Below are 26265 nucleotides of genomic sequence, written 5' to 3'. Positions count from 1 at the left end.
AAGTCGATTCGCTGTGACGCGAGCATTCCCCCCTTCGCTCCGTCTCGACGGTTCGCAAACCACCCGCTCTCGGCGCGACGCGTCTCCGGCGGACGCCTCGGCGGTGCACATTCCCCCATACATGTCTCTCAGTACACTCACCGAGCGAGCGAACTCTCACGGCGGACCCGGGTGGCGGTTCGCGGTCGAGAACGCCGCGAATCGCCGCATGCTCGCCGTCTCGACGGCGTTCGTCGCCGTCCTCGGTTTCCTCCCCCTCTACGAGTCGGTGTGGTGGTGGGACCTCCTCACCCACACCCTCGCGGGCGGGGCCATCACGGCCTGGCTTCTACTCTCGGGACGACGCGCGTCCGCCGTCGTCCTCCTCGTCGCCCTCTGTTCGGGCGCGTGGGAACTGCTGGAGTACGCGACGCCGACGTACGTCTTCATCGCCGGCGGCGCGGCGGACACCGCGCTCGACGTGGTGTGTAACTTCGCCGGGTCGGCCGCCGTCGCCGCCGCGTTCGTCCTCGTCCGGTCGTCGCTTCGTCGTCGCCCCTCGACCGACGGCAGGGCGGAAACGCGACCGGTCGGGTCGAACGCGCCGACCGACGACTGAGCGGCGTCCGCCGGGTTCTTTTCAGCTCCCCGTCACTGGCAGTTTCAGCCGTGAAAACCGGGGCGCTGCAGTTATCTATCCTCCCGCGGAGAGTCGGACGGAATGGGGGACCGAAAGGCCACAAACGTTGAGAAGCGAGCGAGGTTGTGGGGGCACATCCTCGGAACACTCCGCCGGCGCGGACGGATCGAAGTCGAACACCTCGCGTGCCGCACGGATCCGAATGCGCGCGAAGTCGACGCCGCCTGTCGGGAGATGTCGGCTCTGGGGTGGTTGCAACCGGGAACGGCGGGCGACGGGTGGGTCGCGGACGGGTCGGCCGCGGAACTGCTGGTCCGCTATCCGCCGCTCAGGTCCGACGCCGCGTCGCCGTGCGCCGACCGGACGCGGTTCGGCGAGCGACCCGCGGGCTGACCACGGTCGGTCGAGCCGAACCGGTTGTTTTCGGTCGCTCGGGGGGTTCTCGGAGCTACAGTCCCCACGTCACCAGCGGCAGTACGACGACGAGCGTCGCGCCGAACACCAGCGACGACCGGAGCCACTGCCCGCGGACGGCCGTCGAGCGCTCCTCGTGGACGCCCGTCCCCGCCCGCGGCAGGACGAAGTGCGCGAAGAAGACGTAGACGAACCCGACGACGGCCGCCGTCGCCAGGGCGTGCGGAAGCGCGTCCAGCGACCCCGCGGACGCGGTGGAGGGGAGCAGCGGCGAGAGCGCCGCGTACGCCGCGGCGTAGAGAACGCCCGAGACGACGCCCGCGCCGTAGTGGACGAGACGGGCGACGACGGTCGACACCTCCTCCGGTGTCGTTCGGCGGAGCGTCGCCGCCGCGATGTACGCCGGCGTGTAGCCGTCCTCCTGCGTCGCCATCGGCACGGTCATGGCGACGGCGGCGACGAAGCCCGAGACGGCGCTCAATCCGACGAACGTGAGCGCCTCTCCGAGCACTCCGGCGACGGCCGGACCGGGCGGTGGTGTCGGCATCGGCCGAGATAGAACGTGGGGGGCTAAAAGCGGACTGGCGCTCACGCGCCGAGGAGAGCGTCGACCGCCGCCCGCGAGAGGTCGGTCCGCGCGCCCGGGACCCGGGCGGCCAGTGCGCCGCAGGCGTTAGCGACGGCCAACGCCCGTTCGTGACTCTCGCCCGCGACCGCGCCGGCGAGAAAGCCCGCGGCGAAGGCGTCGCCAGCGCCCGTCGTGTCGACGGCGTCGACGGGGTAGCCGGGGTGTGCGATGCGTTCGCCGCCCGTGCGGACCTCCGCGCCGTCCGGCCCGCGCTTGAGGACGAGCGTTCGCCCGTCGGAATCGGACGCGTCGAAGGGAAAGGCGAGGGCGGCCTCGCGGTCGTTCAAGAACAGGTAGTCGACCGTCGAGAGCGTCGCCTCGTAGGCGCGTTCGCCGACGCGTCGCCCGGGGTCGAAGCTCACCGGCACGCCGGCCTCCGAGGCCCGTTCGGCGAGTTGAGCCGCCGTCTCGGGCCGCTGGCCGGTCAGGTGGAGGTGGTCGGCGTCGCGGAGGACGCCCTCGGGGAGGTCCGCGGCCTCGAACGCCTCGTTCGCGCCCGGACAGCCGAGCACCATCACCTCGCCGGACGGGTCGACGACGACGTACTTGCGCGTCGTCTCGTCGTCGGGGACGGTGACGAGGGCGTCGCAGTCGACCCCTCGTTCGGACGACTCGGCGCGGGCGGCGCGGCCGTACTCGTCGCCGCCGACGCTCCCGAGGAGCGAGCAGTCGACGCCGAGGTCGGCGAGGCCGCCGGCGACGTTGGCGGCGCTACCGCCGGCGGCGGCGACGCGGGACTCGACGGCGGCCTCGCCGTCGGGGTCGGGCAGGGAGTCGACGCGGAGCGTCACGTCCCAGTTGACGTGGCCAGCGCAGACGACGCGGGGCATGGGATAGCCGTTGGTAATCGACCGTTAAATAGAGGACAGTCGGGACGGTGCCGCCCTCCGGCGGCCCGCTACGCCCCGCCGAGCACCGTGAAGAGGAGCAGGTTGTGGGCCCCGGGACCGAGGCCGACGGCGGCGACGAAGCCGAGGAGCGCGTAGCCCTCCGCCGGGTCCTCGCGCACGTAGTCGACGAACAGGGCGACGATGCCCGAGGCGATGACGAGTTTCACGAGGACGAACAGCCAGACCGTCCCCAGGTAGGGTTCGGTGGGAAGCGTCGCGGCGAACTCGATGATGGCGCGAGAGAGCGGCGTCCGCTCGCCGAAACCCAGCAGGTCGACGCCGACGGCGGTGGAGACGGCGTCGAGGGCGTGGCCGAAGACGGCGAGGAACCCCACCGCGCCCGTGAGGCGCGCCGCCGGGTAGGCGCGGATGAGGACGGCCCACGCGGCGGCGGCGACGACGGCGGCGGCGACGAGACCGACGGCCGGAACGAGGGGGGCGAGCGTCCCCCTGACCGCGCCGACGAACAGGGCGTCGGCGACGGTGACGGCGACGAGGAGGCTCCCGAGGCCCGCCAGGACGAGGGCGACGGCGTCCCCGGCCCGCGCGTCCGCGGCGACGAACGTCCCGACGCCGAGGGCGCCGACGGCGAGGTAGACGGCCGCCGTCCCGCCGAGCGGGCGGAGGAGTGGCGGGAGAGCGTCGACGACGTAGAGGACGTGCGCGGCCGACCCGAACACCATCCACGGGACGAACGCGAGGACGCGACGGGGGGTGACCGCGGGTCGGCGGCGGACCGCCGCGGCGGCGACGACGCCGACGGCGACGAGGAGGGCGGCGAGGTACGGGAGCGGCGGCACCGAGAACCCTTCGGGAAGTATCGCCATGCTCCGTTGCGCGCTTGGCGGCCGTGAAAGCCTTACGAAAGCCGCCTGCGGGGATTCGAGCCGGCGGACCCGCAACTCGGTCGGCGCGTCCGCCCGTCCGAGTCGCTTTTAGGCGCGGTCGCCGTCTTTCTCCCGCATGAACCGCACGGAGTTCGCCGCGCGCATCGACCACACCGTCCTCGGGCCGGAGACGACGCCCTCGGACGTGGAGCGTGTCGTAGACGAGGCGGCCGAGTACGGCATGAACGCCTGCATTCCGCCGTGCTACGTCGCCGAGGCGCGCGGGTACGGGCCGGACGTGACGATAGCCACCGTCGTCGGATTCCCGCACGGCCAGCACTCGACGGCCGCCAAGCGCGAGGAGGCCGTCGACGCCTGGGAGAACGACGCCGACGAACTGGATGTGGTGATCAACGTCGGCCGCCTGAAGGCCGGCGAGGACGACGCCGTCGAGGAGGACATCGCGGAAGTCGTCGCCGCCGTCCCGATTCCGGTGAAGGTCATCATCGAGACGGCCCTCCTCTCGGACGGCGAGAAGCGCCGCGCCTGCGAGGCGGCCGTCGAGGCGGACGCCGACTTCGTGAAGACCTCGACGGGGTTCGCAGCGGGCGGTGCGACGGTCGAGGACGTGGAACTGATGGCGGAGTACCTGCCCGTGAAGGCCAGCGGCGGCGTCGGCTCCTACGAGGAGGCGACGGCGATGTTCGACGCCGGCGCCGAGCGCATCGGGGCGTCCTCGGGCGTCGACATCGTCTCGGGGTTCCCGGAGTAAGGCTGCGGGAGGTCACTCCAACGCGTAGATACGCGACTCGGCGCCCTCACCGCTCTCGCTCTTGCCGCCCTTCGTCGCGAAGAACACGGCGTCGTCGGCGACGGTGACCCCGCTGTCGACGTAGCCGTCCACGGGGAACCGCCACCGCGTCGCGCCGAACCGGGCGTCGCCGAGTCCGAACCCGCCGTCGAGGTTTACGGCGACGACATCATCGCCCGCGAGGTAGCCGACGGACCCCGACGCCGCGGGCGGTGCGCCGAAACTCCCGTCGACTTCCCAGCGCCGGTCGCCCGTCCGGTCGCGGAGACCGGTCGCCCGCGCGGCGTCGCCGCCGACCACGATACCGTCGGCGAATGCCAGTTGGATGCTCGCCGCGTCCGCGGCCCGCCACCGCGTCCGACCGGCGTGCAGACCGCCTGCGAGACGGTAGACGCCGCCGCCGAACGTCCCCGTGAACGCGTCGCCCGACTCGTCGGCGACGAGCGACTCCACGGCGCCGCCGACCTTCCGCCGCCAGAGACCGCGGCCGTCGTAGAGGCTGTACACCTCGCCGCCGGTCGTTCCGACGACCAGCGTGGTGAACGCGTGCGCGAGCCTCGACACCGCGCCGAACACCTCGAACCGCCAGCGCTCCTCGCCGGTGGCGGGGTCCAACAGGGCGACGAGGCCCTCGTCGTTTCCGACGGCTATCTCCTCCGCCTCGTAGGTCGGCACCGGCGGCGCGCGCACGTCGGCGTCGGGTCCGCCCGGATTCCACCGCCAGCGCTCCTCGCCGGAGTCGGCGTCGAGAGCGAGGAGGCCGCGGCGGTCAGACGTGCCGGCGTAGACGGTGCCGTCGATTACGGCCGGCGAGGTGAATCGGGGCGACCCGTAGTTCTCGTCGGTGTCCTCCCGTTCGCCGACGCGCCAGCGCTCCTCGCCCGAGGCCGTGTCGAGTGCGAGGAGGGCGTCGGCCGTGGGGACGTAGGCGGTGTCGCCGACGACTGCGATTCGGCCGCTGGGCCACTCGCCCTCGACGGACCACCGTACCTCGGGTCGTTCCGCGGGGCCGACGGGGTTCGGGTTGTACGCCGTTCCCTGCGGGTCGAACCCCGGGTACGGCCAGTCGGTCGTCGCGTCGTCCGGGACGGGGGCGCCGTCCCCGAGGTCGCCGTCGAGTTCCGCCGCGGAGTCGAAACAGCCCGCGAGCGACGCCGTCACCGTCGCGCCGACCGCCGCGAGAAACCGCCGTCTGGACGTGGTAGAGGGCATTCGTCTCGTTGTGACGTCCGTATGTCATGAGCGTTTCCGTCCGAGTCGTCCCCAACCGTCGACCTTTTGGCCGCGCGGGAGAGACCTCAGAACGACCGAATGGCCCGATACCACATCGAGACGTACGGCTGCACCTCCAACCGCGGCGAGAGCCGAGCCATCGAGAGCGCGCTCCGCGATGCCGGCCACTACCGCGTCGAGGGTCCCGAGGAAGCCGACGTCGCCATCATGAACACCTGTACGGTCGTCGAGAAGACGGAGCGCAACATGCTCCGCCGGGCCAAAGAGCTGGAATCGGAGACGGCCGACCTCATCATCACGGGCTGCATGGCGCTCGCGCAGGGCGAGGAGTTCCGCGAGGAGGAGGTGGACGCCCAGATACTCCACTGGGACGACGTCCCCTCGGCCGTCACGAACGGCGAGTGCCCCACGCCGGGACCGGGCACCGAACCCGTCCTCGACGGCGTCGTCGGAATCCTGCCCATCGCTCGGGGTTGCATGTCGAACTGCTCGTACTGCATCACGAAGTTCGCCACCGGCCGCGTCGACTCCCCCTCGGTGGAGGAGAACGTCGAGAAGGCCCGAGCACTCGTCCACGCGGGCGCGAAGGAAATCCGCATCACCGGGCAGGACACCGGCGTCTACGGCTGGGACGAGGGCGATAGGAAGCTTCCCGAACTGCTGGAGCGCATCTGCTCGGAGATAGACGGCGACTTCCGCGTCCGCCTCGGGATGGCCAATCCCGGGGGGATTCACGGCATCCACGAGGAACTGGCCGACGTGTTCGACCGCCACGAGAAACTGTACAACTTCATCCACCTCCCCGTTCAGTCGGGGTCGGACGCGGTCTTAGAGGAGATGCGCCGCCAGCATCGCGTGGCGAAGTTCCTCGAAGTCGTCGAGACGTTCGACCGGGAGTTGGACTACTGGACGCTCTCGACGGACTTCATCGTCGGCTTCCCCTCCGAGACGGAGGCCGACCACGAGCAGAGCATGGCCCTCTTTCGGGAGGTGCGCCCCGAGAAGGTGAACGTCACGCGCTTCTCGAAGCGCCCCGGCACCGACGCCGCCGAGATGAAGGGCCTCGGCGGGACGGTGAAAAAGGAGCGCTCGAAGGCGATGTCGGAGTTGAAGATGGACGTCGTCGCCGAGGCGTACGAGGCGATGGTCGGGGAGACGCACCGCGTGATGGCCGTCGAGGAGGGCACCGGCGACTCGGTGAAGTGCCGCGACGAGGCCTACCGGCAGATAATCGTGCGGAACGCCTCCGAACGCGGCGTCGAACCCGGCGACTTCCTCGACGTCGAGGTGACGAGCCACCAGACGGTGTACGCGTTCGGCGACCCCGTCCGCGCGGCACCGGAACCGTAGCGTCCTCGAAGCGCGTCCGGCGGCCGGCCCGGAGAACGTATCAACTTCGCCCACATACTCACCGATGAGCTTATCTGCCCATTTAATATATCTGTCAGTATGACCGGCCGGCGCTTCCGCTGGGAGACGGTCGCGGGGTGGACCCCCGCGCTCGTCGGACTCGGGCTGTGGGGAGCGACGGCCGCGCACGTTCTCGGTGCCGAGAGTCCGGTCGACGCGGCCGCCGCGATGTGGCTCCCGCTGACGGCGGGCGCTGGATTCGTCGCGGTCGCGCGGCGACGCCAGGAGTCGCGGTACAACGGCGCCTTCGCGCTCTGGGTGCTCTCGGGGATCGCCGTCGGGATTCTGCTGAACGAGTGGTTCTTCCTCCTCCTCTCGTCCGCGAACCTCCGGTCGTCGGTCGACCTCCTCGTCGTGAACGCGAACGCGATAGCCGCGATTGCGACGTTCACCGCGCTCATCGGACACTACTACACGAACATGCAGGAGAGGGTGGACGAACTCCGGGTGACCAACGAGCGTCTCGAAGACTTCGCCAGCGTCGTCAGCCACGACCTGCGCAACCCCCTGAACATCGTACAGGGGCACGTCGCCCTCGCGCGCGAGACGGGCGAGCGGAGGCATTTCGACGCGATAGAACGAGCCACAGAGCGCATGGAGCAGCTGATTCGGGAGGTGTTGGCGCTCTCTCGGACCGGCGACGCCGAGGTGCGGTTCGAACCGGTCGACCTCGGCTCGGTCGCCCGGAAGGCCGCCTCGACGGTCGACGACGGGACGGTTCGGGTCGTCGTCGAGGGCGACCTGACGGTAACGGCGAACGCCGAACGCCTCCGCAGCCTCCTCGAAAACCTCGTTCGGAACGCGGCGGAGCACGGGGGCCCGGAAGTGACGACGGTCCGCATCGGCGCCTCGGCCGACGGGTCGGGGTTCTACGTCGAGGACGACGGCCGCGGAATCCCGCCGGTGGACCGAGAGCGGGTGTTCGAGGGCGGGTATTCGACGGGCGGACGCGGCACGGGGTTCGGACTCTCGATAGTGCGACGCGTCGCGGAAGTACACGACTGGGCACACGCGGCGGCCGAGAGCGAGACCGGCGGCGCTCGTTTCGAGTTCTCGGGCGTCGGACGGCCGTGAACGGGTCGGAGACGCCGACTTACTCTCTCGGTGCGAACGCCCCGCGCAGGTCGGCGGCCAGGTCCGCGACGAGTTCGCGCGAGCGGTCCACCTCGTACATCGTGGCGAATCCGTGGACCATGTCCTCGTAGTTCTCATAACGGACGGGGACGCCCTCGCTCACCAGTCGCTCGGCGTAGGCCGTCCCGCCGTCGCGCAACGGGTCGAAGCCGGCGGTGACCACCGTCGCCGGCGCGACGCCCGAGCAGTCGCGGGCGTGCATCGGGTCGGCGTACGGATTCCGCTCGTCGATGTCGCTCTCGAAGTAACAGTCGCGGAACCACGTCAGGTCCGCCTTCGACAGCACGGTCCCGGCGTGTCGCTCGACGGATTCGTGTCGTTCGTCGGCGCCCACGGCGGGGTAGACGAGCGCCTGGTGGTCGATATCCGGACCGCCCCGGTCGGCGGCCATCAACGAGACGACGGCCGCCAGCGTCCCCCCGGCGCTGTCGCCGACGACCGCTAACCCGCGGTCGGAGCCGAGGAAGTCGGGGTTCTCGGCCGCCCACTCGGTCGCCGCGTAGGCGTCCTCGACGGCGGCGGGGAACGGGTGCTCGGGCGCGAGGCGGTAGTCGACGGACACCACGGCGCAGTCGCTCTCTCGAACCAGTCGCCGACAGAGGATGTCGTGGCTTCCCAGACTGCCGAGGACGAAGCCGCCGCCGTGGAAGAACACCACCGTCGGGGACGGGCCGTCGCCGCGCGGACGGTAGACGCGGACCGGAATCTTCCCCGCCGGGCCGGGTATCGTCCGGTCCTCGACGCCGCCCACGGCGGGCGGGTCCCGGTTCTGCCACCAGTTCGCCGCCCGCGCCAGCAACCGCAGCGGTTTCGGGCCGAGACGCCTGAGCCGAGAGAGGTCGGACTGCGCCGCCATCGCCTCTCTCGCCTGCGGGTGAATCTCGTCTGCGTGCACGGGATCCGTTCGCGCCGTTGTCACAAAAGACCGGTGGACCGCCACCCGCTGTCCGGACTGTATATCCGGTACAACCTCGCTGCCGGGACGCGAGCAAATCTCGGAGGGCGGTCGCCATCCGACGGGGAATCCGCGGAACCGCCGCGCTTTTGCTCGTCGTTCGCCCACGTTCGGTCGATGGCCGACGACTCCGGCCCCGATTCGGACCGCAACTTCGACTCCGAATCCGGCCCCCCTCCCGGCGCCCGCTCCCGGCCTAGCCCCCGCCCTCGCCCTTCGCGGTACGTCCGCGACGTGCTCCAGACGCTCGGCGCCGTCGTCCTCGTCGGCGCCCTGCTGTTCGCCCTCACGGGCATCTGGCCGCCGATGGTCGCCGTCGAGAGCGCGAGCATGGAACCGCACATCGACACCGGCGACATGGTCGTCGTCTCGGACGTGAACCGCTACGTCGCCGCCGCCGCCGACGAGAACGGCATAGTCACGCGGGCGGGGGCGGACGGCTACACTCGGTTCGCCGAGGGCGGCGACGTCGTCGTCTACATGCCGCCCGCCCGCCGAGGACTCGACTCGCCCATCATCCACCGGGTCCGATTCCACGTCGAGGAGGGGGAGAACTGGTACGACAGGGCGAACCCGGAGTTCGTGGGCCCCGGCGTCGACGACTGCACGGAGTTGACGAACTGCCCCGCGCCGAACGCGGGCTACATCACCAAAGGCGACAACAACGACGAGTACGACCAGGCGAACGGTATCGCGCCGCCGGTGCGGTCGGAGTGGGTCCGCGCGAAGGCGCAGGTGCGGGTGCCGTTGCTCGGGTGGATTCGCCTCCTCCTCGCGGGGAAGGTCTGAGTTCGAGTTCGAATCCGGGTCCGCCGCGTTACTTCTTCCCGGGCCGCCCCTCGAACAGTCGCGTCGCCCGTTCGTCCTCCTTCCACTCGCCGAGTTCCTTCGGGTCGACGTGGACGAACACGTCGTCCACCTCCGGAATCTCGCGGATGGCTGCCACCACCTGCGATTCGATGTCGTGCGCCTCGAACAGCGTCATGTCGCCCTCCACCTCGATGTGGAGGCTCACGTCAACCTCGGGGCCGACGTAGTGGGCGACCACGTCGTGCGCCCCCTCGACGCGCGGGTGTTCGAGGGCGCGGCCCAGAATCTCGGCGGTCAGTTCGTCGTCGGGGGCCGCGCCGACCAGGTAGTTCACGTTGTCGCGAACGATTTCGTAGCCGGTGTAGATGATGCCGAGGGAGACGACGCCCGCGGCGACGGGTTCGAGGACGGGGACGCCGACGCTCGCGCCGACGACGCCGGCGAGGGCGGCGGTGGCCGTGAGGATGTCGTTGCGGTTGTCCAGCGCCGTCGCCACGATGGCCGGGGAGTGATGGGTCTCGCCGACGCGCCGGCAGTAGCGATAGAGGCCGTACTTCACGCCGCCGGAGGCGACGAGGACGCCGACGCTGAGAAGCCCTCCGGTCGCGCCGCCGTACGTGCCGTCCAGGACGGTGGTGGTGGCGTTCCAGAGGACGCCCGCGCCGGCGGCGAACACGCCGACGGCGACGAACAGGGAGACGAACGGTTCGATGCGCTCGTGGCCGTGCGGGTGCTGGAAGTCGGGCGGTTGCGTCGTCAGGTAGAGGCCGGCGAGGACGATGACGCTGTAGGCGGTGTCGGCCACGCTGTTGACCGCCTCGGACCCGACGGCGATGCTCCCCGTCGCCCACCAGACGCCGCCCTTGGCGAGGGCCAGCACGACGTTCACCACGAGGACGACGAGTCCCACCCGTCGGACGACTTGTCGCCGGTCTCCGCTCATCACCGGGAGTTGCGGAGGCAGGTGCATGACGTTTCCGACCGCCGAGCGGTCCGGCGGTCCGACGGCTCGAGTCGGTCGACGTCCGGTCGTCCCGCGGCCCGTCGCTCGGCGGACCGCCGCCTCGACGCTCAGTCGCTCCGGTCGTCGTCGTACTCCGTCGGGGAATCAAACTCCACGAAGACGGCGTCGTTCTCGCCGTCGACGTCGGCCCCCGACTGCTCGGCGAACGCCTCCCGGAGTCGGTCGTACGTGTCGTCGAGTGCCTCGACGATGACCTTCGTGTCCCCGATGACGGGCATGAAGTTCGTGTCGCCGCCCCACCGGGGCACGACGTGCGTGTGGAGGTGGTCGTCGATGGACCCGCCTGACGGGCCGCCGCCGAGGTTCTCGCCGGCGTTGGCCGCGTCGGGGTCGAGGGCGGCGTCGAGTGCGTCCAGCGTCCGCGCCTTCAGTTTCGCGTGGTCGAGGAGTTCCGCGTCGGTCAGATCGCCCCACGACCCCGTGTGGCGGTAGGGGATGACCATCGCGTGGCCGGGGTTGTACGGGTAGTTGTTCAGCAGGACGAACGAGTGGTCGGTCCGCGCGACGACGCGGCTCTCGCGGTCGTCGTCCGCCTTGGGAAGCGCGCAGAACGGACAGCCGTCGTCGCCGCCGTCGCCATCGTCGTCGTCGCGTTCGACCCAATCGATGCGCCACGGCGCGAATATCTGGTCCATACGCCGCCCTCGCGCGAGTCGGATTTAGTGGCGGCGGAACCGGCGGCCGGTTCGAAGTCGGGCGCGGCTACTCGGTGATGATCTCGCAGCCGTCTTCGGTGACGATGACGGTGTGTTCGGCCTGGCTCACGAGTTCGCCGTCGTCCTCCTTCAGGACGGGGTAGCCGTGGAGGACGCCCTGCTGTTTCAGCCGCTGGATGGCGATGTCCGAACGCGGCGAGTCGATCCACCGCGAGGCGAACGGGAGCGTCTTGTACTCCTCGTTCACCTGCTCTAAGACCTGCCGCGCCGAGCGGTCCCTGACCGACCGGTCGCGTTCGAGGCTGTAAATCTCCTCTTTGGACCCCTCGGAGACCTTTCCGGACCCCGTCGTCGCGAACGGTTCGATGGCCACCACGTCGCCGACTTCGAGTTCGACGCCCCGTTCGGTCCCGCGGTTGGGGATGTTCGGACCCGTGTGGGCGTCCCACTGTTCGACGCCGTGCCCGGAGAGGTTCAGCACCGGCGTGTAGCCGTAGCCGCGGATGACGTCCTCTATCTCCGCGCCGATTTCGCCGGTCTGGACGCCGGGGCCGACGGCGTCGAGGGCGGCGTCGAGCGCTTCTTCGGCCGCCTCGACCAGTTCCTCGTTGCCCGAGAGGTCGACCGTCACCGCGGCGTCGGCGATGTAGCCGTCGATATGAACGCCGCAGTCCAGACAGACCATCTCCTCGCCGAACTCGGTGTCGTCGTCGCGGGCGGGGGAGGCGTGCGACGCCTCCTCGTCGACGCTGATGTTGACGGGGAACGCACAGCCGTCGGCGAGTTCGTAGATGCGCTCTTCGGCGTGCTCTGCGACTTCGAGGTGCGTCGCGCCCGGTTCGACCATCTCGGCCGTCTCGTCGAGAACCTCTCTGAGGACGCTGCCGGCCTCTCGGTACTTCTCGGCCGTCTCCTCGTCGAGGGGTCCGATGCTCATGGCCGTGCTTGGCGCGAGCGTCCCAAAGAGGTTGCGGACCCCGCTTCCGTCCCCCGAACGCGTCCGAGACGGAGGAACGAACCCCCGCCAAACCGTCCGTTCGACCCGCCGCGCTCCGGGGCCGCGACTACGCAGGCCGCGGAGGGAATCCGAGCAACTGTTTATAAGCACGCGTCCCCTCCCGACGGGGAGATATGAGTGCACCCGAGTTCGGCGCGGACGTGCCCCACCGGCGAGTCGACGCGGACGACTGGGAGGGGATCTACGTCGTCGGCGACGTACACGGCTGTCACGAGGAGTTAGAGCAGTTGCTCGACGAACTCGGCGTCACCGACGACGACCTCGTCGTGTTCGTCGGCGACCTGGTTCGGAAGGGCCCCGACAGCGAGGGCGTCGTCTCCCTCGTCCGGAACGCGCCCAACATGCTGACCGTCCGCGGCAACAACGAGGAGAAACTCATCCGCGGCGACAAACGCCTCGACGAACTCACCGAAGAGCAGATGGAGTGGATTCGGAACCTCCCGGTCGCCATCTCCTGGGAGGATGCGTTCGTCGTCCACGGCGGCGTCGACCCGCAGAAACCGCTCTCGGAGCACTCCATCAAAGAACTGGAGACGTTCCGGAAGTTCGAGGACGCGGACGGCGAGAAGGCGTACTGGTGGGAGGCCTACCGCGGCCCACGGCGCGTCTTCTTCGGGCACACCCCCCTCTCGGCGCCCGTCGACCGCCGGTACGCCGTCGGCCTCGACACCGGGTGCGTCTACGGCAACGAACTCACCGCCTACGACTGGCGGAACGACGAGTTCGTGGTCGTCGAACCCGAGGAGGCGGTCGAGAAGCGAGCCGAATCGAAGTGGGTCGAACCCGCCGCCTCCGCGCAGTAATCGCGTCCGTCGAGGCGTCGGCGGCGTCGTCGCCGGAAGCGAACCGGTGAAGTCGCTCCGCGAACAGTTCCCACACACGATGACTTCGGAGGACGGGGAGGCCGACGCCCCCGCACGAACGCCGCCCGTCGCCCCCGCGGACGCGCCCGCGTCGTTCGACGCCGGCGCCGACGAGGACGACCCGGCGTGGTATCTCAACCGCGAACTGGGCGAACTCTCCTTTCACCACCGCGTCCTCCACGAGGCCCTCGACGACCGGAACCCCCTGTTGGAGCGAGCGAAGTTCCTCGCCATCTTCACGGGCAACGTGGACGAGTTCTTCATGAAGCGCGTCGGCGGTCTCAAACAGCAGATAGACGCCGGCGTGACCGCACCCTCGCCCGACGGCCGCACGCCGAAAGAGCAGTGGTCGGCGGTGCTGTCGCGGGCGTCCGACCTGTTCGAACGGCAGGACCGATGCTTCGGCGAGGCGGTCCGCCCCGCCCTCGCCGACGCGGGCATCGAGATTCTCGACCACGGCGACCTGCGCGAAGCGGAACGGCGCGGCCTACGGTCGTACTTCGAGGAGTCGGTGCTCCCGACGCTGACGCCCCTGACGTTCGACTCCGCGGGGTCGTTCCCGTTCATCTCGAATCTCAGTCTCTCCGTCGCGGTGCTCACCCGGGACACACCGGACGGCGACCTGCGATTCTCTCGCGTGAAGGTGCCGCCGAACCGACCCCGACTCGTCCCCGTGGCCGACGTGACGGGCGAGGGGGCCGACCCGGACCGGTCGGACGTCGACGGCGCGTCCGGCGACGCGCGGCGCTTCGTCTTCCTCGAGGACGTGCTGTGTGCGAACCTCGACCTGCTGTTCCCGAACGTCGAGGTGGTCGACGCCTCGCCGTTCCGCGTGACGCGCAACGCGGAGGTCGGACGGAACGAGGAGGTGGCGGAGGGTCTCATCGACACCATCGAAGACGTGCTCCGGCAGCGTCGCTTCGCCACCGTCGTCCGCCTCGAACTCGACGCCGACGCGCACCCGTTCGTCCGCGAGGTGCTGCTCGAACGTCTCGACGTCTCCGAGTCCGAGGTGTACGAGCGCTCCGGACCCATCGACAAGACGTTCTGCTTCGCCCTCGCCGACGCGGACCGCCCGGACCTGCGACTGCCCGCGTGGACGCCGCGACCGCACCCCCGATTGGCCGACGTCGACTCCGACGACCCCGCTTCGCTGTTCGCCGAGGTTCGGGCGGGTGACCTGCTGGTCCATCACCCCTACCACTCGTTCGCGGGGACGGTGCAGGCGTTCCTCTCGGCGGCCGCGAGCGACCCGGACGTGCTCGCCATCAAGGCGACCATCTACCGCACCGCGCCCGATTCGGGCGTCATCCGGGCGCTCATCGACGCCGCGGCCCGCGGCAAGCAGGTGGCGGTGGTGGTCGAACTGCAAGCGCGGTTCGACGAGGAGAACAACCTCCGCTGGGTGAGACGCCTCGAAGAAGAGGGCGTCCACGTCGCCTACGGCACCGAGGGACTGAAGACGCACGCGAAGACGGCGCTCGTCGTCCGCGAGGAACCCGACGCCGTCCGCCTCTACTCGCACGTCGCCACCGGCAACTACCACTCGGAGACGGCGAAGACGTACACCGACCTCGGCCTCCTCACCGCCGACAGGACCGTCGGCCGCGACCTGGTGAAACTGTTCAACGTCTTCACCGGGCACGCCCGGCACACCGACTACGAGAAACTCCTCGTCGCCCCCGAGAACCTCCGGGACGCCTTCGTCCGCCTCGTGCGCCGCGAGGCCGACCACGCCCGCGCGGGCCGCGAAGCCCGAATCGTCGCCAAGATGAACGCGCTGGAGGACCCGGCGATGGTCCGGGAACTGTACGCGGCGTCGCGGGCCGGCGTCGACGTCGACCTCTTCGTGCGCGGCGTCTGCCGCCTCCGCCCCGGCGTCGAAGACCTCTCGGAGACCGTCTCCGTCTCCAGCGTCGTGGGTCGCTTCCTCGAACACTCCCGCGTCTTCTACTTTCACAACGCGGGAGCGTCCGACTACTACGTCGGCTCCGCCGACTGGATGACGCGCAACCTCGACCGTCGGGTCGAGGCCGTCGCGCCCGTCGAGGACCCGGAACTCAGGCGGGAACTCGACGCCGTCCTGCGAGTCCTCTCTGCCGACAACCGCAAGCGCTGGGTGATGGACTCGGCGGGCGGGTACGAGCGGCGCCGACCCGCCGACGGCGAGGACGAGTTCGTCGCTCACGACGCCCTGATGTCGCTGGCGCGCGGCGACGCGACGCGCGAATCGCTCCTCGACGGCGAGAGCAGTCGCCAGTAACCTCGATACGGCGCGCCGAACGCGCGCGGAGCAGCGGTGCGGACACGCAGATTCGGACCCCCGTCCGCGCGTCCGTCGACCCGCTACGGTTCCGTCGCGTCCCTCTCGACGGCGTGCCGTTCGAGTTCGAGCGTCGCGGGGTCGAGGGTGTAGTACGCCTCCCACGTCGGCGCGAGGCTGACGACGCGGACGCCCTCGATGGTCGCCTCGGCGTGGCGGTGGTTGTGACCGACGAGGAGGAGGTCCGGTTCGACCGCCCGCAGTATCTTGTCGACGGCCCCGACGCCGGGGTCGCGGCCGCCGGCGACGCGGAGGAGGCCCCGCGGCGGTTGGTGCGCGAGGAAGACGTCCACGTCGGTCAGCGACGCCGCGCGTTCGACCTCCGCGCGGACGAAGTGCCGGCGCCGGTCGCCCGCGAGGTCCGCGCGCGACTTGCCGTACTGCGTCGGGGCGAAGTTGCCCGAGAGGCCGCCCACCCGGAGGCCCTCGACGTCGGCGGCGGTGCTGGCCAGGAGGTGCGGCCGCCCGGCGTCCGTCAGCGCCGCATCGCCGCGGCGGAGGGCGTCTATCACGTCGAAATCCTCGTTGTTACCCGCGACGAACCACGTCGGCGCGGGGAGGTCGTAGTGGAACAAGTCGCCGACCTGGAGGGCGGCGTCGGGGTCCACCTCCCGGTACGCGGCGAGGAGGGCGTCTCTGCGTGCGGGGTCGTCGGCGTGAGCGTCACCGAGAACGAGCATTTGCGTATGGGTAACGGCTCGGACGCCTTAGCCGTGAGCGTCCGAGACAGTCCCGGCGACGCGTCGGTCGAGTCGCGGGCCGGTCGCCCCCGACTACGCCTCCGAGAGCGAGTCGAGCAGGTCCCGCGCGTACTCGACCTCCTCGGGGAAGACGCGGTGTTCGCTGCCCTCGTACACGTCGAAGCGCACGTCCGCGCCCATCCGTTCGAGTTCCGCGACCGTCTCCTCGGCGCGCGAGAGCGGGATGTGCGGGTCGTCGTCGCTCACGCCGAGCATGACCGGCGTCCCGTCGAGCGAGCCCTCGAAGCGGAAGTCGGTCCCCTCGGGGCCGACGAACCCGCCCGAGAGGAGGACGAGGCCGCCGTAGCGCGCCGGGTGGGTCGCCACGTAGGAGGAGAGCAGACACGCCCCCTGCGAGAAGCCGACGAACGCGAGTTTCTCGTCCGGGAGCCCCGTCGTCTCGCGCGCCTGCGCGACCGCGCGGTCGACGTGCGCCACCGCCGAGTCGTAGTGCGGGTCGTTCGACTCCGCGGGGGCCATGAACGAGTTGGGGTACCACGTCCCTCGCTGCGCCTGCGGGGCGACGTAGTGGACGCCCCCGCGGTCGAACTCGTCGGCGAGTTGGAGCATCCCGCGCGCCGTCGCGCCGCGACCGTGGACGAGGACGACGGCGACGCTCGCCGCCTCCGGGTCCGCGCCGGCGGTCAGTATCGGCTGGTCCGCGTGGGGGTCGTCGCTCGCGGCCATCAGTCGGACACCTCACTAGCCCCGACTTCGGCCTCGGCGGCGCCGTCGAGTGGGGGCAGATGCGCCGTTATCTCCTCGCGGTCCGCCTCGAGCCACGACGGGAGTTTCAGTTCCGACCCGAGCGACTCGACGGACTCGTCGGCGGTGAACCCGGGGCCGTCCGTCGCCACCTCGAAGAGGACGCCGCCGGGTTCGCGGAAGTAGATGGACTGGAAGTACTGTCTGTCCTTCCGCGGCGTGACGTTCTGGCCCGCCTCGGACAGTCGCTCGCGCCACTCCGCCTGCGTCTCCGCGTCGGGCGCGCGGAAGGCGACGTGGTGGACGGTGCCGACGCCGGGTCGTCCCCGCGGCGACTCGCGCGTCAGGAGGTCGACGACCGTCGCTCGGTCGCCGTCGGCGACGTACCGGACGCGTTCGCCCGCTTCGTCGGTTCGCTCGAACCCGAGGAGTTCGAGGACTCGACCCGTCGCGCCGGGGTCCGCCGACTGGAGCGTGACGCCGTGGAAGCCGCGGACGGCGCGCGCCTCGGGGACGGGCCCGTCAGCCCACGGTTCCACGTCCGTCTCGCCCTCGACCAGTTCGAGCGGTTGGCCGTCCCGGTCCTCGAAGGGGAGGACGCCCGCGCCGAACCGCTCTGTCTCCTCGCCGACGGTCACGTCGTGCGATTCGAGCCTGTCGCGCCAGTAGTCGAGGCTTCCCTCGGGGACGACGAACGCCGTGGCGACGGCCTGCCCGCGGCCGGGGCGCCCGGGTCGGCCCTCGCCGAACGGGAAGAACGTCATCGCGGTGCCGGGCGACCCCGTCCCGTCGCCGAAGTAGAGGTGGTAGGTGCGCGTGTCGTCGAAGTTCACGGTGCGCTTGACGAGTCGGAGGCCGAGCACGTCGGCGTAGAACCGCACGTTCTCGGCTGGGTCGCCCGCGACGGCCGTGACGTGGTGGATGCCTGTGGTGTTCATGGTATTCGTGGTGTCGCACGCTGGCCCGTCGCCAGTTTCACTCTGTTACTTAGTACGGAACCGAAACCATATGTACGTTCCCGGACGTACGAGCTACCAGGTGACATCGATGCCCCCGGAAGACGAAGAGATATACAGCGAGGAAGCGTGCGGCGTCATCGACTCGATTCAACAGATCGGCTCGCAGTGGCGGCTCATCGTCCTGCACGACCTACAGGACGGCGAGAAGCGGTTCAACGAACTGAAGCGCTCCACCGGGTCGAGTTCGCGGACGTTGTCGCGCGTCCTCGACGACCTGCAGGAACTCGGGTTCGTCTCCCGGCGACTGGAGGAGGACGCCCCGGTGGCGACGTACTACTCGCTCACCTCGAAGGGTCGGTCGCTCTGCCCCGTCTTCGACGAGATAAGCGACTGGGCCGACGAGTGGTTGGCCTCGCCGCCGGCGGGCGAGGACCCCGCCGCGGTCGAGGAGGACGAGGAGCCGACTGGAACGGCCGCCGCGGGCGCCGAGTAGACCGCTCACCCCGTTCAGTCTCCGTTTTCGCCCGGGGCGCTCGGGCTTCCGCCCCCGCTTTCGTCGCGCCGGGCGCGCATCCCCTGTCTCGTGAACTGCGGGTTCCCCCGGACGCGGACGCCGCGTTCGCGCCGGAACGCCGCGTAGCAGAGCACCAGCAGGGGCGGCACGCCGAGGGCGGCGACGCCGGCGGTCACCCCGTTTTCGAGGGCGAACAGGAGGGAGACGGCGAGGAGGTTGCCCGCGAGGAGGACGCCGGCGACGACCTTCTTCGCGAACGACTCGAACGCCTCCGACCCCGCGAGGACGACGTTCACCTGCACGTTCTCCCGTTCGACCAATCCGAGCACGCGGCTCAGTTTCGGCGGCACCGTCAGGAGCGTCCGCGTCGCCGCGCGGAACTGGTCGGCCGCGTCCTCGGCGTACTCGCGGGCGACGCGCTCTCTCACCGAGGAGTCCTCCTCGTCGCCGCCGTCCACCCCGCGTTCGTCGACGTACTCGGTCACCTCTTCGATGAAATCGAACTCGGGGGCGAGCGTCCGGCAGACGCCCTCGAGCACCGTCGAGACGCGGACGACGAGGGCGAGGTCCTGCGGCAGGCGGAGGGGGAAATCGTACAGCGTCGCCTGGAACTCCGAGACCAACTGCCGGACGCGGTACCGGTCGACGTCGCCGCCGCCGAGTCTATCGATGGCGACGGAGAACGCCTCGCGCATCAGCGCCCGGTCGGCCGCCGGGTCCAGCGCCCCCATCGCCACGAACGCGTCTATCACCCGGTCGATGTCGTCGGTGGCGACGCCGACGTAGAACTCGTACATGTGTTCGCGCGTCGCCGAGTCGATGCGGCCGGTCATCCCGAAGTCGTAGAAGACGAGGGTGCCGTCGGACCGAACCGCGAGGTTTCCGGGGTGGGGGTCGGCGTGGAACAGGCCGTGTTCGAGCATCATCTCGATGTACGCGCGTTCGAGGCGCCGCGCGACCGCCTCGCGGTCGACGCCCATCCGTTCGAGTTCCCGCACGCGGTCTATCTTCACCCCCTCGACGTACTCCATCGTGAGCACGTTCCGCGTGGAGAATCCCTCGTGTGCGACCGGGACCCGAATCTTCGGGTCGTCCTCGAAGTTCCGCCGAATCCGGCGGAGCATCGCCGCCTCGTGCGCGTAATCCATCTCCTCGTGGATGGTGTCGGCGAACTCCCCGGCGAGGTTCTCGAAGGTGAAGCGCTGACCGGGGTGTGCGAAGCGGACGAGCACCGGGACCAACCGCTCGACGACGCGCAGGTCCGCCTCCACAACGCGGCGGATGCCCGGGCGCAACACCTTGACGGCGACGCGTTCGCCGTCGGCGACGGCGGTGTACACCTGCCCGAGACTCGCGCCGCTGATGGGGTCGGGGTCGAACTCGTCGAACGTCGCCTCGACGGGACCGAGTTCCTCCTCGATTCGCGGGCGGACCGTCTCCCAGTCGTCCGGCGGCACCTCGTCCTGCAGGGTGGAGAGCACCTCGACGTACTCGGCCGGCAGGGCGTCCGGGCGCGTGGAGAGCACCTGCCCGAGTTTGACGAACGTCGGCCCGAGGGAGACGAGACTGTCGCGGAGGTCGGTCGCCCGGCGCGTCCGCGTCGCCGCGTCGGTCCGGCGCGACCGGCCGAACAGGAGGAAGCGCCGCCTGTCCCGGGCGATGGCGACGAACAGGGGGAGGAAGGTGCGGACGACGACGAGCAGTCGCCACAGCGAGTGGAGCGCCACGCGGACACCGGAGGGGCGGTCCGGGTCGGGACCGGAGTCGGAGTCGGGAACGGCGTCGAGTGCCGAACGGGACGCTCTCGCGTCGCCTGGGCCGTCGCTCGGAGGGGAGTCGGCCGGGTCGTCCGGAGCGGAGGCGGACATTCGAGTTACGCCCACTCGGGACCGCGAGGGCAAAAAGGGAGTCGCCCGCCCCCCGGGGGGATTATTCACGAACGCACAGTCTCCAAATCATCAGAGAAGATTATGAGGGACGGTCGAGTCGAATGCGCACATGGCGCAGCGTCACAATCTGCACGACTACGAGGCGGCGCGCGAGTCGTTCTCGTGGGACGACATCTACGACGAGGCCGACTGGGACGCACCCGAGCGACTGAACGTCGGACACGAGGTGGCCGACCGGCACGCGACCGGCGGCGACAGGGTGGCGCTCTCCCACGTCGACAGGGACGGCGAGCACACCGAGACGACGTTCGCGGAGTTGACCGAGCGGTCGAACCGATTCGCGAACGCGCTCGAAGCAGCGGGCGTCGGACGGGGCGACCGCGTCTTCTCGTACATGCCTCGCATCCCGGAGCACTACGTCGCACTGGTAGGGACGCTCAAACGCGGGGCCGTTTGGGGGAGCGTGAACGAGCGGTTCGGCCCCGACGGTATCTCCTACCGCCTCGACGACTGCGAGGCGACGGCCGTCGTGACCACGAGCGACAACCGCGACACCGTCGCCGGCGCGGTGGCGGACGCCCCGTCGGTCGAACAGGTTATCACCGTCGACCGAGGCGGCGGGGTACCCGACGGCGACGTTGACTTCCGGGCCGCCCTCGACGACGCGAGCGAGACGTACGACGCCGCCGAGACCGGCGGCGAGGACGACGCCCTTCTCTACTACACCTCGGGGACGACCGGTCTGGCGAAGGGCGTCCTCCACAAGCAGCGCTGGATAGCCGGCGTCGCGGCGACCCAGAAGTACGCCGTCGACTTACAGTCCGACGACCTCTACTGGAGCACCGGCGACTTAGGGTGGCTGACCGGCGCCATCAACACGCTGGGCGCGTGGTTCTGGGGCACCTCGCTGTTCGCCTACGAGGGCGAGTTCGACCCCGAGCGGTGGGCCGAACTGCTCGACGAACACCCAGTCACGGTGCTGTTCTCGGTTCCGACCGCCTACCGGATGCTCCGCGAGCAGGACGAACTTCTGGAAGACGTCGACCTCAACCTGCGGCACGCCCTCTCCATCGGCGAACCGCTCAGCGCGGGCGTCGTCGAGTGGGGCAGGGAAACGCTCGACGTCACCATCCTCGACACGTACGGCCAGACGGAGACGGGCAACATGATAATCAACAACTACCCGACGATGGAGCTTCGACCGGGGTCGATGGGGAAGCCGCTCCCCGGCGTCGAGGCCGACGTCGTCGACCCGGAAACCGGCGAGGTGCTCGACCCGGGCGAGACCGGCGAGATAGCCGAACGGGGTGATTTCCCCTGCTTTTTCGCCGGCTACTGGAACAAGCCCGAGCAGACCGCCGAGTGCTTCGTCGACGGCCCCGACGGCGAGTGGTATCTCTCGGGGGACCTCGCGTACAAAGACGAGGACGGCTACATCTGGTTCGAGGGGCGCGGCGACGACGTCATCCTCTCGTCGGGCTACCGCATCGGTCCGTTCGAGGTCGAGAGCGCCCTCGGCGAACACGAGGCCGTCGCGGAGGCGGCCGTCGTCCCCAAACCGCACCCCGAACGGGGGAACATCGTCAAGGCGTACGTCGTGTTGAGCGAGGGAGCCGAGCCGTCCGAGGAGCTGAAAGAAGACATCAAGAACCGCGTGAAGACGGAGCTCTCGGCGCACGAGTACCCGCGGGAGATAGCGTTCCGCGACGAACTGCCGAAGACGGTCACGGGGAAGATACGTCGCACCGAACTCCGCGACGAGGTGGGGGAGTAGCGGGACGGGCCGAACGTGGGTCGGCGACTGCCAGCAGCCCTTTACTCCAACGCCAGCAGCAATCAGTAATGGCAGAGAGTAAGTCGGTCGTCGTCGCCTCCCTCATCGCCAACGGCTCTATCGCCGTCATGAAGTTCGTCGGATTCCTCCTCACCGGGAGCGCGGCGATGCTGTCGGAGACGTACCAGTCGGTATCGGACACGGGCAACCAGATATTCCTCCTGTTCGGCCTTCGCTACTCGAAGCGGCGGGCCGACCGCGACCACCCGTTCGGCTACGGGAAGGCGCAGTTCTTCTATGCGTTCCTCGTGTCGGTGTTGCTGTTCGGCGTCGCGGGCATCGAGAGCGCCCGGAAGGGCTATGAGACCCTCGTCGGCGGTGGCAGCTTCCACGTCACCAACGCCACGATTCCGGTGATAGAGCTGACGCTGTCCGGGGCGCAGATCAGCTACGCCGTGCTACTGTTCGCCATCGCCTTCGAGTCGTGGGCGCTCAAGAAGGCGTACGACGGCATCAAAGTGCAGATAGACGAGCACAACTGGAGCGGGCTCCGCGAGGCGTTCCGGAAGACCAGCGACGTGACGACGCTGACTGCGCTGACCGAGGACTCCATCGCCCTCGCGGGGGCGACTATCGGTATCGTTGGCATCTACCTGACCGAGAAAACCGGGAACGCGATGTACGACGGCATCGCCGCGTTGCTCATCGGACTGCTCCTGATGGGATTCGCCGTCGCGTTGGCGTGGCAGAACAAGCGGCTACTGCTCGGCGAGAGTCTCCCGGCCGACGCGGAACAGCGCCTGCGCGACATCGTGACCGACGCGGAGGGCGTCGAGCGACTCGTCGACTTCCGGACGGTCTACTTCGGCCCCGAGGAGATCGTCGTCACCGCCGACGTGGCCTTCGATTCGACCCTCGGTGCCGACGGCATCGACGCCCGCATCAGCGAGATCAAAAGACAGCTCACGGCCGCGGAGCCGCAGATTCGGAAGGCCTACCTCGAACCGCAGACGTAGCCGAGCGATCCGTCCGGACGCGCACCGCCCCGGTTCGGATTCAGGCTCCCTCGACCAGCCGTTCCAACTGTTCCGGCGGCACCGCGCCGCGCGCGCCGTAGCCGTCGTACGCGAACGTCGGCACGCCCGTGATTCCCTGCTGCTGCGCTTCGGTGAACTTCGCGCGGACCTCCTCTCGAAGGCTGTCGTCGTCCAGCGCCGAGCGTATCTCCTCGCCATCGACGCCCGCGTCCTCGCCGAGTTCGACCAGCAGGTCCGTCTCGCCGATATCCTCGCCGTCCGTCCAGAGCGCGTCGAATATCGCCACGTCGAACGCCAGCCACGTCTCGTAGTCGTAGTGCTCTTTCACGTAGTAGGAGGCCACCTGCGCGGGCAGCGAGTCGACGTCCGTGGCGATACTGAGGTCCATCTCCACGTCGTACTGCTCCTGCAGGCGGCGGACGTTTTCTTTGGCCTGCTCGTAGTAGTCGTCGTCCTTGCCGTCGTCGACGGAGTGGTCGATGGTGCCGTCGGCGTTGCGCTTCCCCGAACGGAGGTCGAACGGGTGCCAGTCTATCTCCAACTCGTCCTCGCGCGTCTTCTGGTACTGTCGAAGCGACTCGCGACCGAGATAACAGAACGGGCAGACGTAGTCCGAGTAGACCGTTATCCGACCCGCGGATTCGGCGTCACTCATACCTCGGGGTACGGCGTCGCGCGGGTAAAAGGGAGCGCCCGGGGCGCGACTCGCCGCTAGACCGGTTCTCGGTCGCCTCAGATACCGTACGCGACGCTCGTCAGCTTCTCGGACAGTTCCCACAGGCGGTGGGCGTCCGCCTCGTCGTGGGAGTCGGCGCTCGACTCGTTCTCGCCGGGGTAACCGCGCATGTTCCGGAAGCCCGTCGGGCCGACGTACTCGCCGCCGTCGACGCCCTCGGCGGTGGCGGCGTAGACGAGGGGGAGCGCCCCCATCTCGGCGCTCTGTGCGAGGGCGCGGTTGGCGAGGCTCATCCCCAGGAGCCGGAGGTACGACCCCGCCATCTCCGGGCCGCGTCGCTGGAGGTTCGTCGCGGCGTAGCCCGGGTGACAGCCCACGCTGACGACGTCGTCCTCGCCGGCGCGTTCGAGTCGTCGCTGGAGTTCGTAGGCGAACAGCAGGTTCGCCAGTTTGCTCTGCCCGTAGGCGCCCCACTTGTCGTAGGAGTCCTCGCCCATCAGGTCCGAGAAGTCCATCTCGCCGCTCTCGTGGACGCCGCTGGACTGCGTGACGACGCGCGTCTCCCCGTCCGTCTCGCGGAGGACGTCGAGGAGATGGCCCGTCAGGGCGAAGTGGCCGAGGTGGTTGACGCCGAACTGCATCTCGAAGCCCTGTTCGGTCTCGCGGCGCGGAATCGCCATCACGCCCGCGTTGTTGGCGAGGGCGTGGAGTTCGTCGAACTCCCCCTCGAACCACTCGGCGAACCGGCGGACCGACTCCAGGTCCGCGAGGTCCAACTTCGCCAGCGTGAGGTCGGCGTCGGGGACCGCTTCGAGCACGTCCTTGGCGGCCTCGCGGCCGCGTTCGGGACTCCTGACCGCCATCACGACGTGCGCGCCCCTCTCGGCGAGCATCCGCGTCGCCTCGTACCCGAGACCGCTGTTCGCGCCGGTCACGACCGCCGTCCGGCCCGACTGGTCGGGCGCATCCTCGACAGTCCAGTTAGATGTCATGTGCGCGAGGTAGGTGACGGCGACGGTAAAGTCCGCGGCTCGCGGAAGCGCCGAGGGGTTACCGCCGGCGCCGTCTATCGCTCGACGGCGGCGCCGCCTACTGCTCGACGACGGCCGTCTGCATCCCCTCGGTGTTGAACGCGCTGCCGACGCCTTCCTCGTCGAGGACGATGACGCCCGCCTCCGAACCGGTGAGTTCCTCGAACTCGCCGACGGCCAACTCCGCGGCCGTCTGCGCGTCCTCGCCGGACTCGACGTGCCGGACGGCGCGCCGGGTGAGCGTCGCCTTGGCGATGTCCTCGCCCGCGCCCGTCGCGGAGGCGGCGCCGGCGGGCGCGGCGTAAAATCCCGAGCCTATCTGCGGCACGTCGCCGACGCGGCCGGCGAGCGCGAACCACCGTCCTCCGGTGGAGGTGGCGGCGGCGAACTCGCGGCCGTCGGAGGCGACGGCGCCGACGGTGTCGTGGTCCGAGAGGTCGGCGTCGTTCGACGCCGTCGCACTCGATTCCCCGAACTTCGATTCGAGCCACGCGAGGTGGTCCCGCGGCGACCCCTCGGGTGGGTCCGCCTCCTCCCACCGTCGCCGCGTCTCGGCCGTGAACAGGTCGACGCCCGTCTCGATACCGAAATCCTCCGCGACGTCGACGGCGGGTCGGCCCGCGACGAGGACGTGCGGCGTCTCCGCCATCACCGCCCGGGCGACGGAGACGGCGTGTTCGACGCCGTCCATGCCCGCCGCCGCGCCCGCCTCGAAGTCGCTCGTCATCAGACCCGCGTCGGTGCGGACGCGGCCGTCGGACTGGACGGCCCCGCCGACGCCGGCGTTGAACGCCGGGTCCGATTCGAGGGCGCGGACGGCCGCCTCGACGGCGTCGACGGGCGTCTCGCGGGACGCGCCCGTCGCGGCCGCTTCGTCGAGCGTCTGCTGTCTCGGCTCCGGTTCCTCGGGGACGCCGCCGGCCCCGCCGTGGACGATAACTCGCATGAAACGGGCGACGGCGGGGGGTGAGAAAACGGCACCGACTCGCGGAGCGGCGGCGTCGGAGGGGGCGTCTCGAGGCGCCGCCGGAGCGGTTGAAACGGAGAGAAACCGCGAGAGAGCGGCGCCTCGGACGGAACCGCCGGGACCGTCGTCTCGTCGATAACGGCAGTACTTTACGGTCGGTGAGGGAACAAGGAACCGTTCATGAGCTACGATCAGATCGAGGTTCCCGAGAACGGGGAGAAGATCACGCTCGCCGACGAGGAGACCGGTGAGCTGTCGGTTCCGGAGCACCCGATAATCCCGATTATCCACGGCGACGGTATCGGGACGGACGTCGGCCCGGCCGCGCAGAAAGTTCTCGACCTGTCTCTTATACACA

General features: G+C 69.8%; 26 protein-coding genes and 1 pseudogene. 12 read left to right on the top strand and 15 right to left on the bottom strand.

Going from position 1 to position 26265, the window contains the following annotated elements:
- The first annotated feature begins 121 nt into the window (after nt 1-121).
- Entirely contained in the window at nt 122-598 is a 477-nt protein-coding gene (locus C474_RS05755) for a hypothetical protein (RefSeq protein ID WP_008384839.1), read from the top strand.
- 255 nt (nt 599-853) lie between these two features.
- Nucleotides 854-1012 (top strand): hypothetical protein, encoded by a 159-nt coding sequence (locus tag C474_RS22315; RefSeq protein WP_160166819.1) that lies wholly within the window; start codon nt 854-856, stop codon nt 1010-1012.
- A gap of 55 nt (nt 1013-1067) precedes the next feature.
- On the opposite strand, the gene C474_RS05745 is transcribed toward C474_RS22315, so the two are convergent.
- The 3 genes from C474_RS05745 to C474_RS05735 form a co-directional block, all read right to left on the bottom strand.
- Entirely contained in the window at nt 1068-1580 is a 513-nt protein-coding gene (locus C474_RS05745) for a hypothetical protein (protein WP_049916752.1), read from the bottom strand.
- Between the two features lie 41 nt (nt 1581-1621).
- Nucleotides 1622-2491: a carbohydrate kinase family protein gene (locus tag C474_RS05740; RefSeq protein ID WP_008384834.1), complete on the bottom strand. Its 870-nt coding sequence runs from the start codon at nt 2489-2491 to the stop codon at nt 1622-1624.
- A gap of 68 nt (nt 2492-2559) precedes the next feature.
- Complete coding sequence (locus C474_RS05735; RefSeq protein ID WP_008384832.1) at nt 2560-3378, bottom strand: DUF63 family protein; 819 nt, start codon at nt 3376-3378, stop codon at nt 2560-2562.
- Between the two features lie 136 nt (nt 3379-3514).
- Between C474_RS05735 and deoC the strand changes: the two genes are divergently transcribed.
- The gene (deoC, locus tag C474_RS05730) at nt 3515-4150 is read left to right on the top strand and encodes a deoxyribose-phosphate aldolase (protein WP_008384830.1); all 636 of its coding nucleotides are present in this window, start codon (nt 3515-3517) and stop codon (nt 4148-4150) included.
- Between the two features lie 12 nt (nt 4151-4162).
- Here deoC and C474_RS05725 read toward each other — a convergent pair whose 3' ends face one another.
- Nucleotides 4163-5401 (bottom strand): outer membrane protein assembly factor BamB family protein, encoded by a 1239-nt coding sequence (locus C474_RS05725; protein WP_008384829.1) that lies wholly within the window; start codon nt 5399-5401, stop codon nt 4163-4165.
- A 99-nt stretch (nt 5402-5500) separates the two neighbouring features.
- On the opposite strand from C474_RS05725, the gene C474_RS05720 reads away from it, so the two are divergent.
- On the top strand, nt 5501-6772 hold the full coding sequence (locus C474_RS05720) for a tRNA (N(6)-L-threonylcarbamoyladenosine(37)-C(2))-methylthiotransferase (RefSeq protein WP_008384828.1): 1272 nt from the start codon (nt 5501-5503) through the stop codon (nt 6770-6772).
- Nucleotides 6773-6871: 99 nt separating this feature from the next.
- On the top strand, nt 6872-7906 hold the full coding sequence (locus C474_RS05715; protein ID WP_008384827.1) for a sensor histidine kinase: 1035 nt from the start codon (nt 6872-6874) through the stop codon (nt 7904-7906).
- Nucleotides 7907-7925: 19 nt separating this feature from the next.
- On the opposite strand, the gene C474_RS05710 is transcribed toward C474_RS05715, so the two are convergent.
- The gene (locus tag C474_RS05710) at nt 7926-8861 is read right to left on the bottom strand and encodes an alpha/beta hydrolase (RefSeq protein ID WP_008384826.1); all 936 of its coding nucleotides are present in this window, start codon (nt 8859-8861) and stop codon (nt 7926-7928) included.
- A 294-nt stretch (nt 8862-9155) separates the two neighbouring features.
- Between C474_RS05710 and C474_RS05705 the strand changes: the two genes are divergently transcribed.
- Nucleotides 9156-9710 carry a S26 family signal peptidase gene (locus tag C474_RS05705; protein ID WP_008384825.1) on the top strand — a complete coding sequence of 185 codons (555 nt, stop codon included), beginning with the start codon at nt 9156-9158 and terminating at the stop codon, nt 9708-9710.
- 28 nt (nt 9711-9738) lie between these two features.
- Here C474_RS05705 and C474_RS05700 read toward each other — a convergent pair whose 3' ends face one another.
- The 3 genes from C474_RS05700 to map all read right to left on the bottom strand — a co-directional run bounded on the left by C474_RS05700 (nt 9739) and on the right by map (nt 12348).
- A complete protein-coding gene (locus tag C474_RS05700) occupies nt 9739-10674 on the bottom strand; it encodes a cation diffusion facilitator family transporter (protein ID WP_049916751.1) in 936 nt (311 codons plus the stop codon).
- 128 nt (nt 10675-10802) lie between these two features.
- Nucleotides 10803-11390, bottom strand: coding sequence for an HIT family protein (locus C474_RS05695; RefSeq protein WP_008384823.1), 588 nt, complete (start codon nt 11388-11390; stop codon nt 10803-10805).
- Between the two features lie 67 nt (nt 11391-11457).
- Nucleotides 11458-12348, bottom strand: coding sequence for a type II methionyl aminopeptidase (map, locus tag C474_RS05690; protein WP_008384822.1), 891 nt, complete (start codon nt 12346-12348; stop codon nt 11458-11460).
- A gap of 194 nt (nt 12349-12542) precedes the next feature.
- On the opposite strand from map, the gene C474_RS05685 reads away from it, so the two are divergent.
- Nucleotides 12543-13232 (top strand): metallophosphoesterase family protein, encoded by a 690-nt coding sequence (locus tag C474_RS05685; protein ID WP_008384821.1) that lies wholly within the window; start codon nt 12543-12545, stop codon nt 13230-13232.
- A 79-nt stretch (nt 13233-13311) separates the two neighbouring features.
- Entirely contained in the window at nt 13312-15555 is a 2244-nt protein-coding gene (ppk1, locus tag C474_RS05680) for a polyphosphate kinase 1 (protein ID WP_083861954.1), read from the top strand.
- Nucleotides 15556-15638: 83 nt separating this feature from the next.
- Here the strand turns inward: ppk1 and C474_RS05675 are convergent, their stop codons facing one another.
- From C474_RS05675 to C474_RS05665, 3 genes are all read right to left on the bottom strand, one after another.
- On the bottom strand, nt 15639-16295 hold the full coding sequence (locus C474_RS05675; RefSeq protein WP_008384819.1) for a metallophosphoesterase family protein: 657 nt from the start codon (nt 16293-16295) through the stop codon (nt 15639-15641).
- Nucleotides 16296-16388: 93 nt separating this feature from the next.
- Nucleotides 16389-17042, bottom strand: coding sequence for an alpha/beta hydrolase (locus C474_RS05670; RefSeq protein ID WP_008384818.1), 654 nt, complete (start codon nt 17040-17042; stop codon nt 16389-16391).
- Nucleotides 17042-17998 (bottom strand): ring-cleaving dioxygenase, encoded by a 957-nt coding sequence (locus tag C474_RS05665; protein ID WP_008384816.1) that lies wholly within the window; start codon nt 17996-17998, stop codon nt 17042-17044. Before C474_RS05665 ends, C474_RS05670 begins: the two co-directional genes overlap by 1 nt.
- A gap of 109 nt (nt 17999-18107) precedes the next feature.
- Here C474_RS05665 and C474_RS05660 point away from each other — a divergent pair, with 109 nt between their 5' ends.
- Nucleotides 18108-18512, top strand: a complete 405-nt coding sequence (locus C474_RS05660; RefSeq protein ID WP_008384814.1) for a winged helix-turn-helix transcriptional regulator — start codon at nt 18108-18110, stop codon at nt 18510-18512.
- Between the two features lie 14 nt (nt 18513-18526).
- Here C474_RS05660 and C474_RS05655 read toward each other — a convergent pair whose 3' ends face one another.
- Nucleotides 18527-20401 (bottom strand): ABC1 kinase family protein, encoded by a 1875-nt coding sequence (locus C474_RS05655; protein ID WP_008384812.1) that lies wholly within the window; start codon nt 20399-20401, stop codon nt 18527-18529.
- A 130-nt stretch (nt 20402-20531) separates the two neighbouring features.
- Between C474_RS05655 and C474_RS05650 the strand changes: the two genes are divergently transcribed.
- Together C474_RS05650 and C474_RS05645 are read left to right on the top strand one after the other, a co-directional pair.
- Nucleotides 20532-22196 carry an acyl-CoA synthetase gene (locus tag C474_RS05650; protein ID WP_008384810.1) on the top strand — a complete coding sequence of 555 codons (1665 nt, stop codon included), beginning with the start codon at nt 20532-20534 and terminating at the stop codon, nt 22194-22196.
- Nucleotides 22197-22264: 68 nt separating this feature from the next.
- Entirely contained in the window at nt 22265-23212 is a 948-nt protein-coding gene (locus C474_RS05645; RefSeq protein ID WP_008384808.1) for a cation diffusion facilitator family transporter, read from the top strand.
- 40 nt (nt 23213-23252) lie between these two features.
- Here the strand turns inward: C474_RS05645 and C474_RS05640 are convergent, their stop codons facing one another.
- From C474_RS05640 to C474_RS05630, 3 genes are all read right to left on the bottom strand, one after another.
- A complete protein-coding gene (locus C474_RS05640; protein WP_008384806.1) occupies nt 23253-23888 on the bottom strand; it encodes a DsbA family oxidoreductase in 636 nt (211 codons plus the stop codon).
- 77 nt (nt 23889-23965) lie between these two features.
- Complete coding sequence (locus C474_RS05635; protein WP_008384804.1) at nt 23966-24901, bottom strand: oxidoreductase; 936 nt, start codon at nt 24899-24901, stop codon at nt 23966-23968.
- Between the two features lie 97 nt (nt 24902-24998).
- On the bottom strand, nt 24999-25886 hold the full coding sequence (locus C474_RS05630; protein WP_008384802.1) for an isoaspartyl peptidase/L-asparaginase: 888 nt from the start codon (nt 25884-25886) through the stop codon (nt 24999-25001).
- A gap of 201 nt (nt 25887-26087) precedes the next feature.
- On the opposite strand from C474_RS05630, the pseudogene C474_RS21980 reads away from it, so the two are divergent.
- Nucleotides 26088-26265: pseudogene (locus C474_RS21980) on the top strand (NADP-dependent isocitrate dehydrogenase); the annotation flags it as partial.

It is taken from the genome of Halogeometricum pallidum JCM 14848 (genome assembly GCF_000337095.1).
Classification (GTDB): Archaea; Halobacteriota; Halobacteria; order Halobacteriales; family Haloferacaceae; genus Halogeometricum; species Halogeometricum pallidum.
This window is presented reverse-complemented; position numbering and strand designations above follow the sequence as displayed.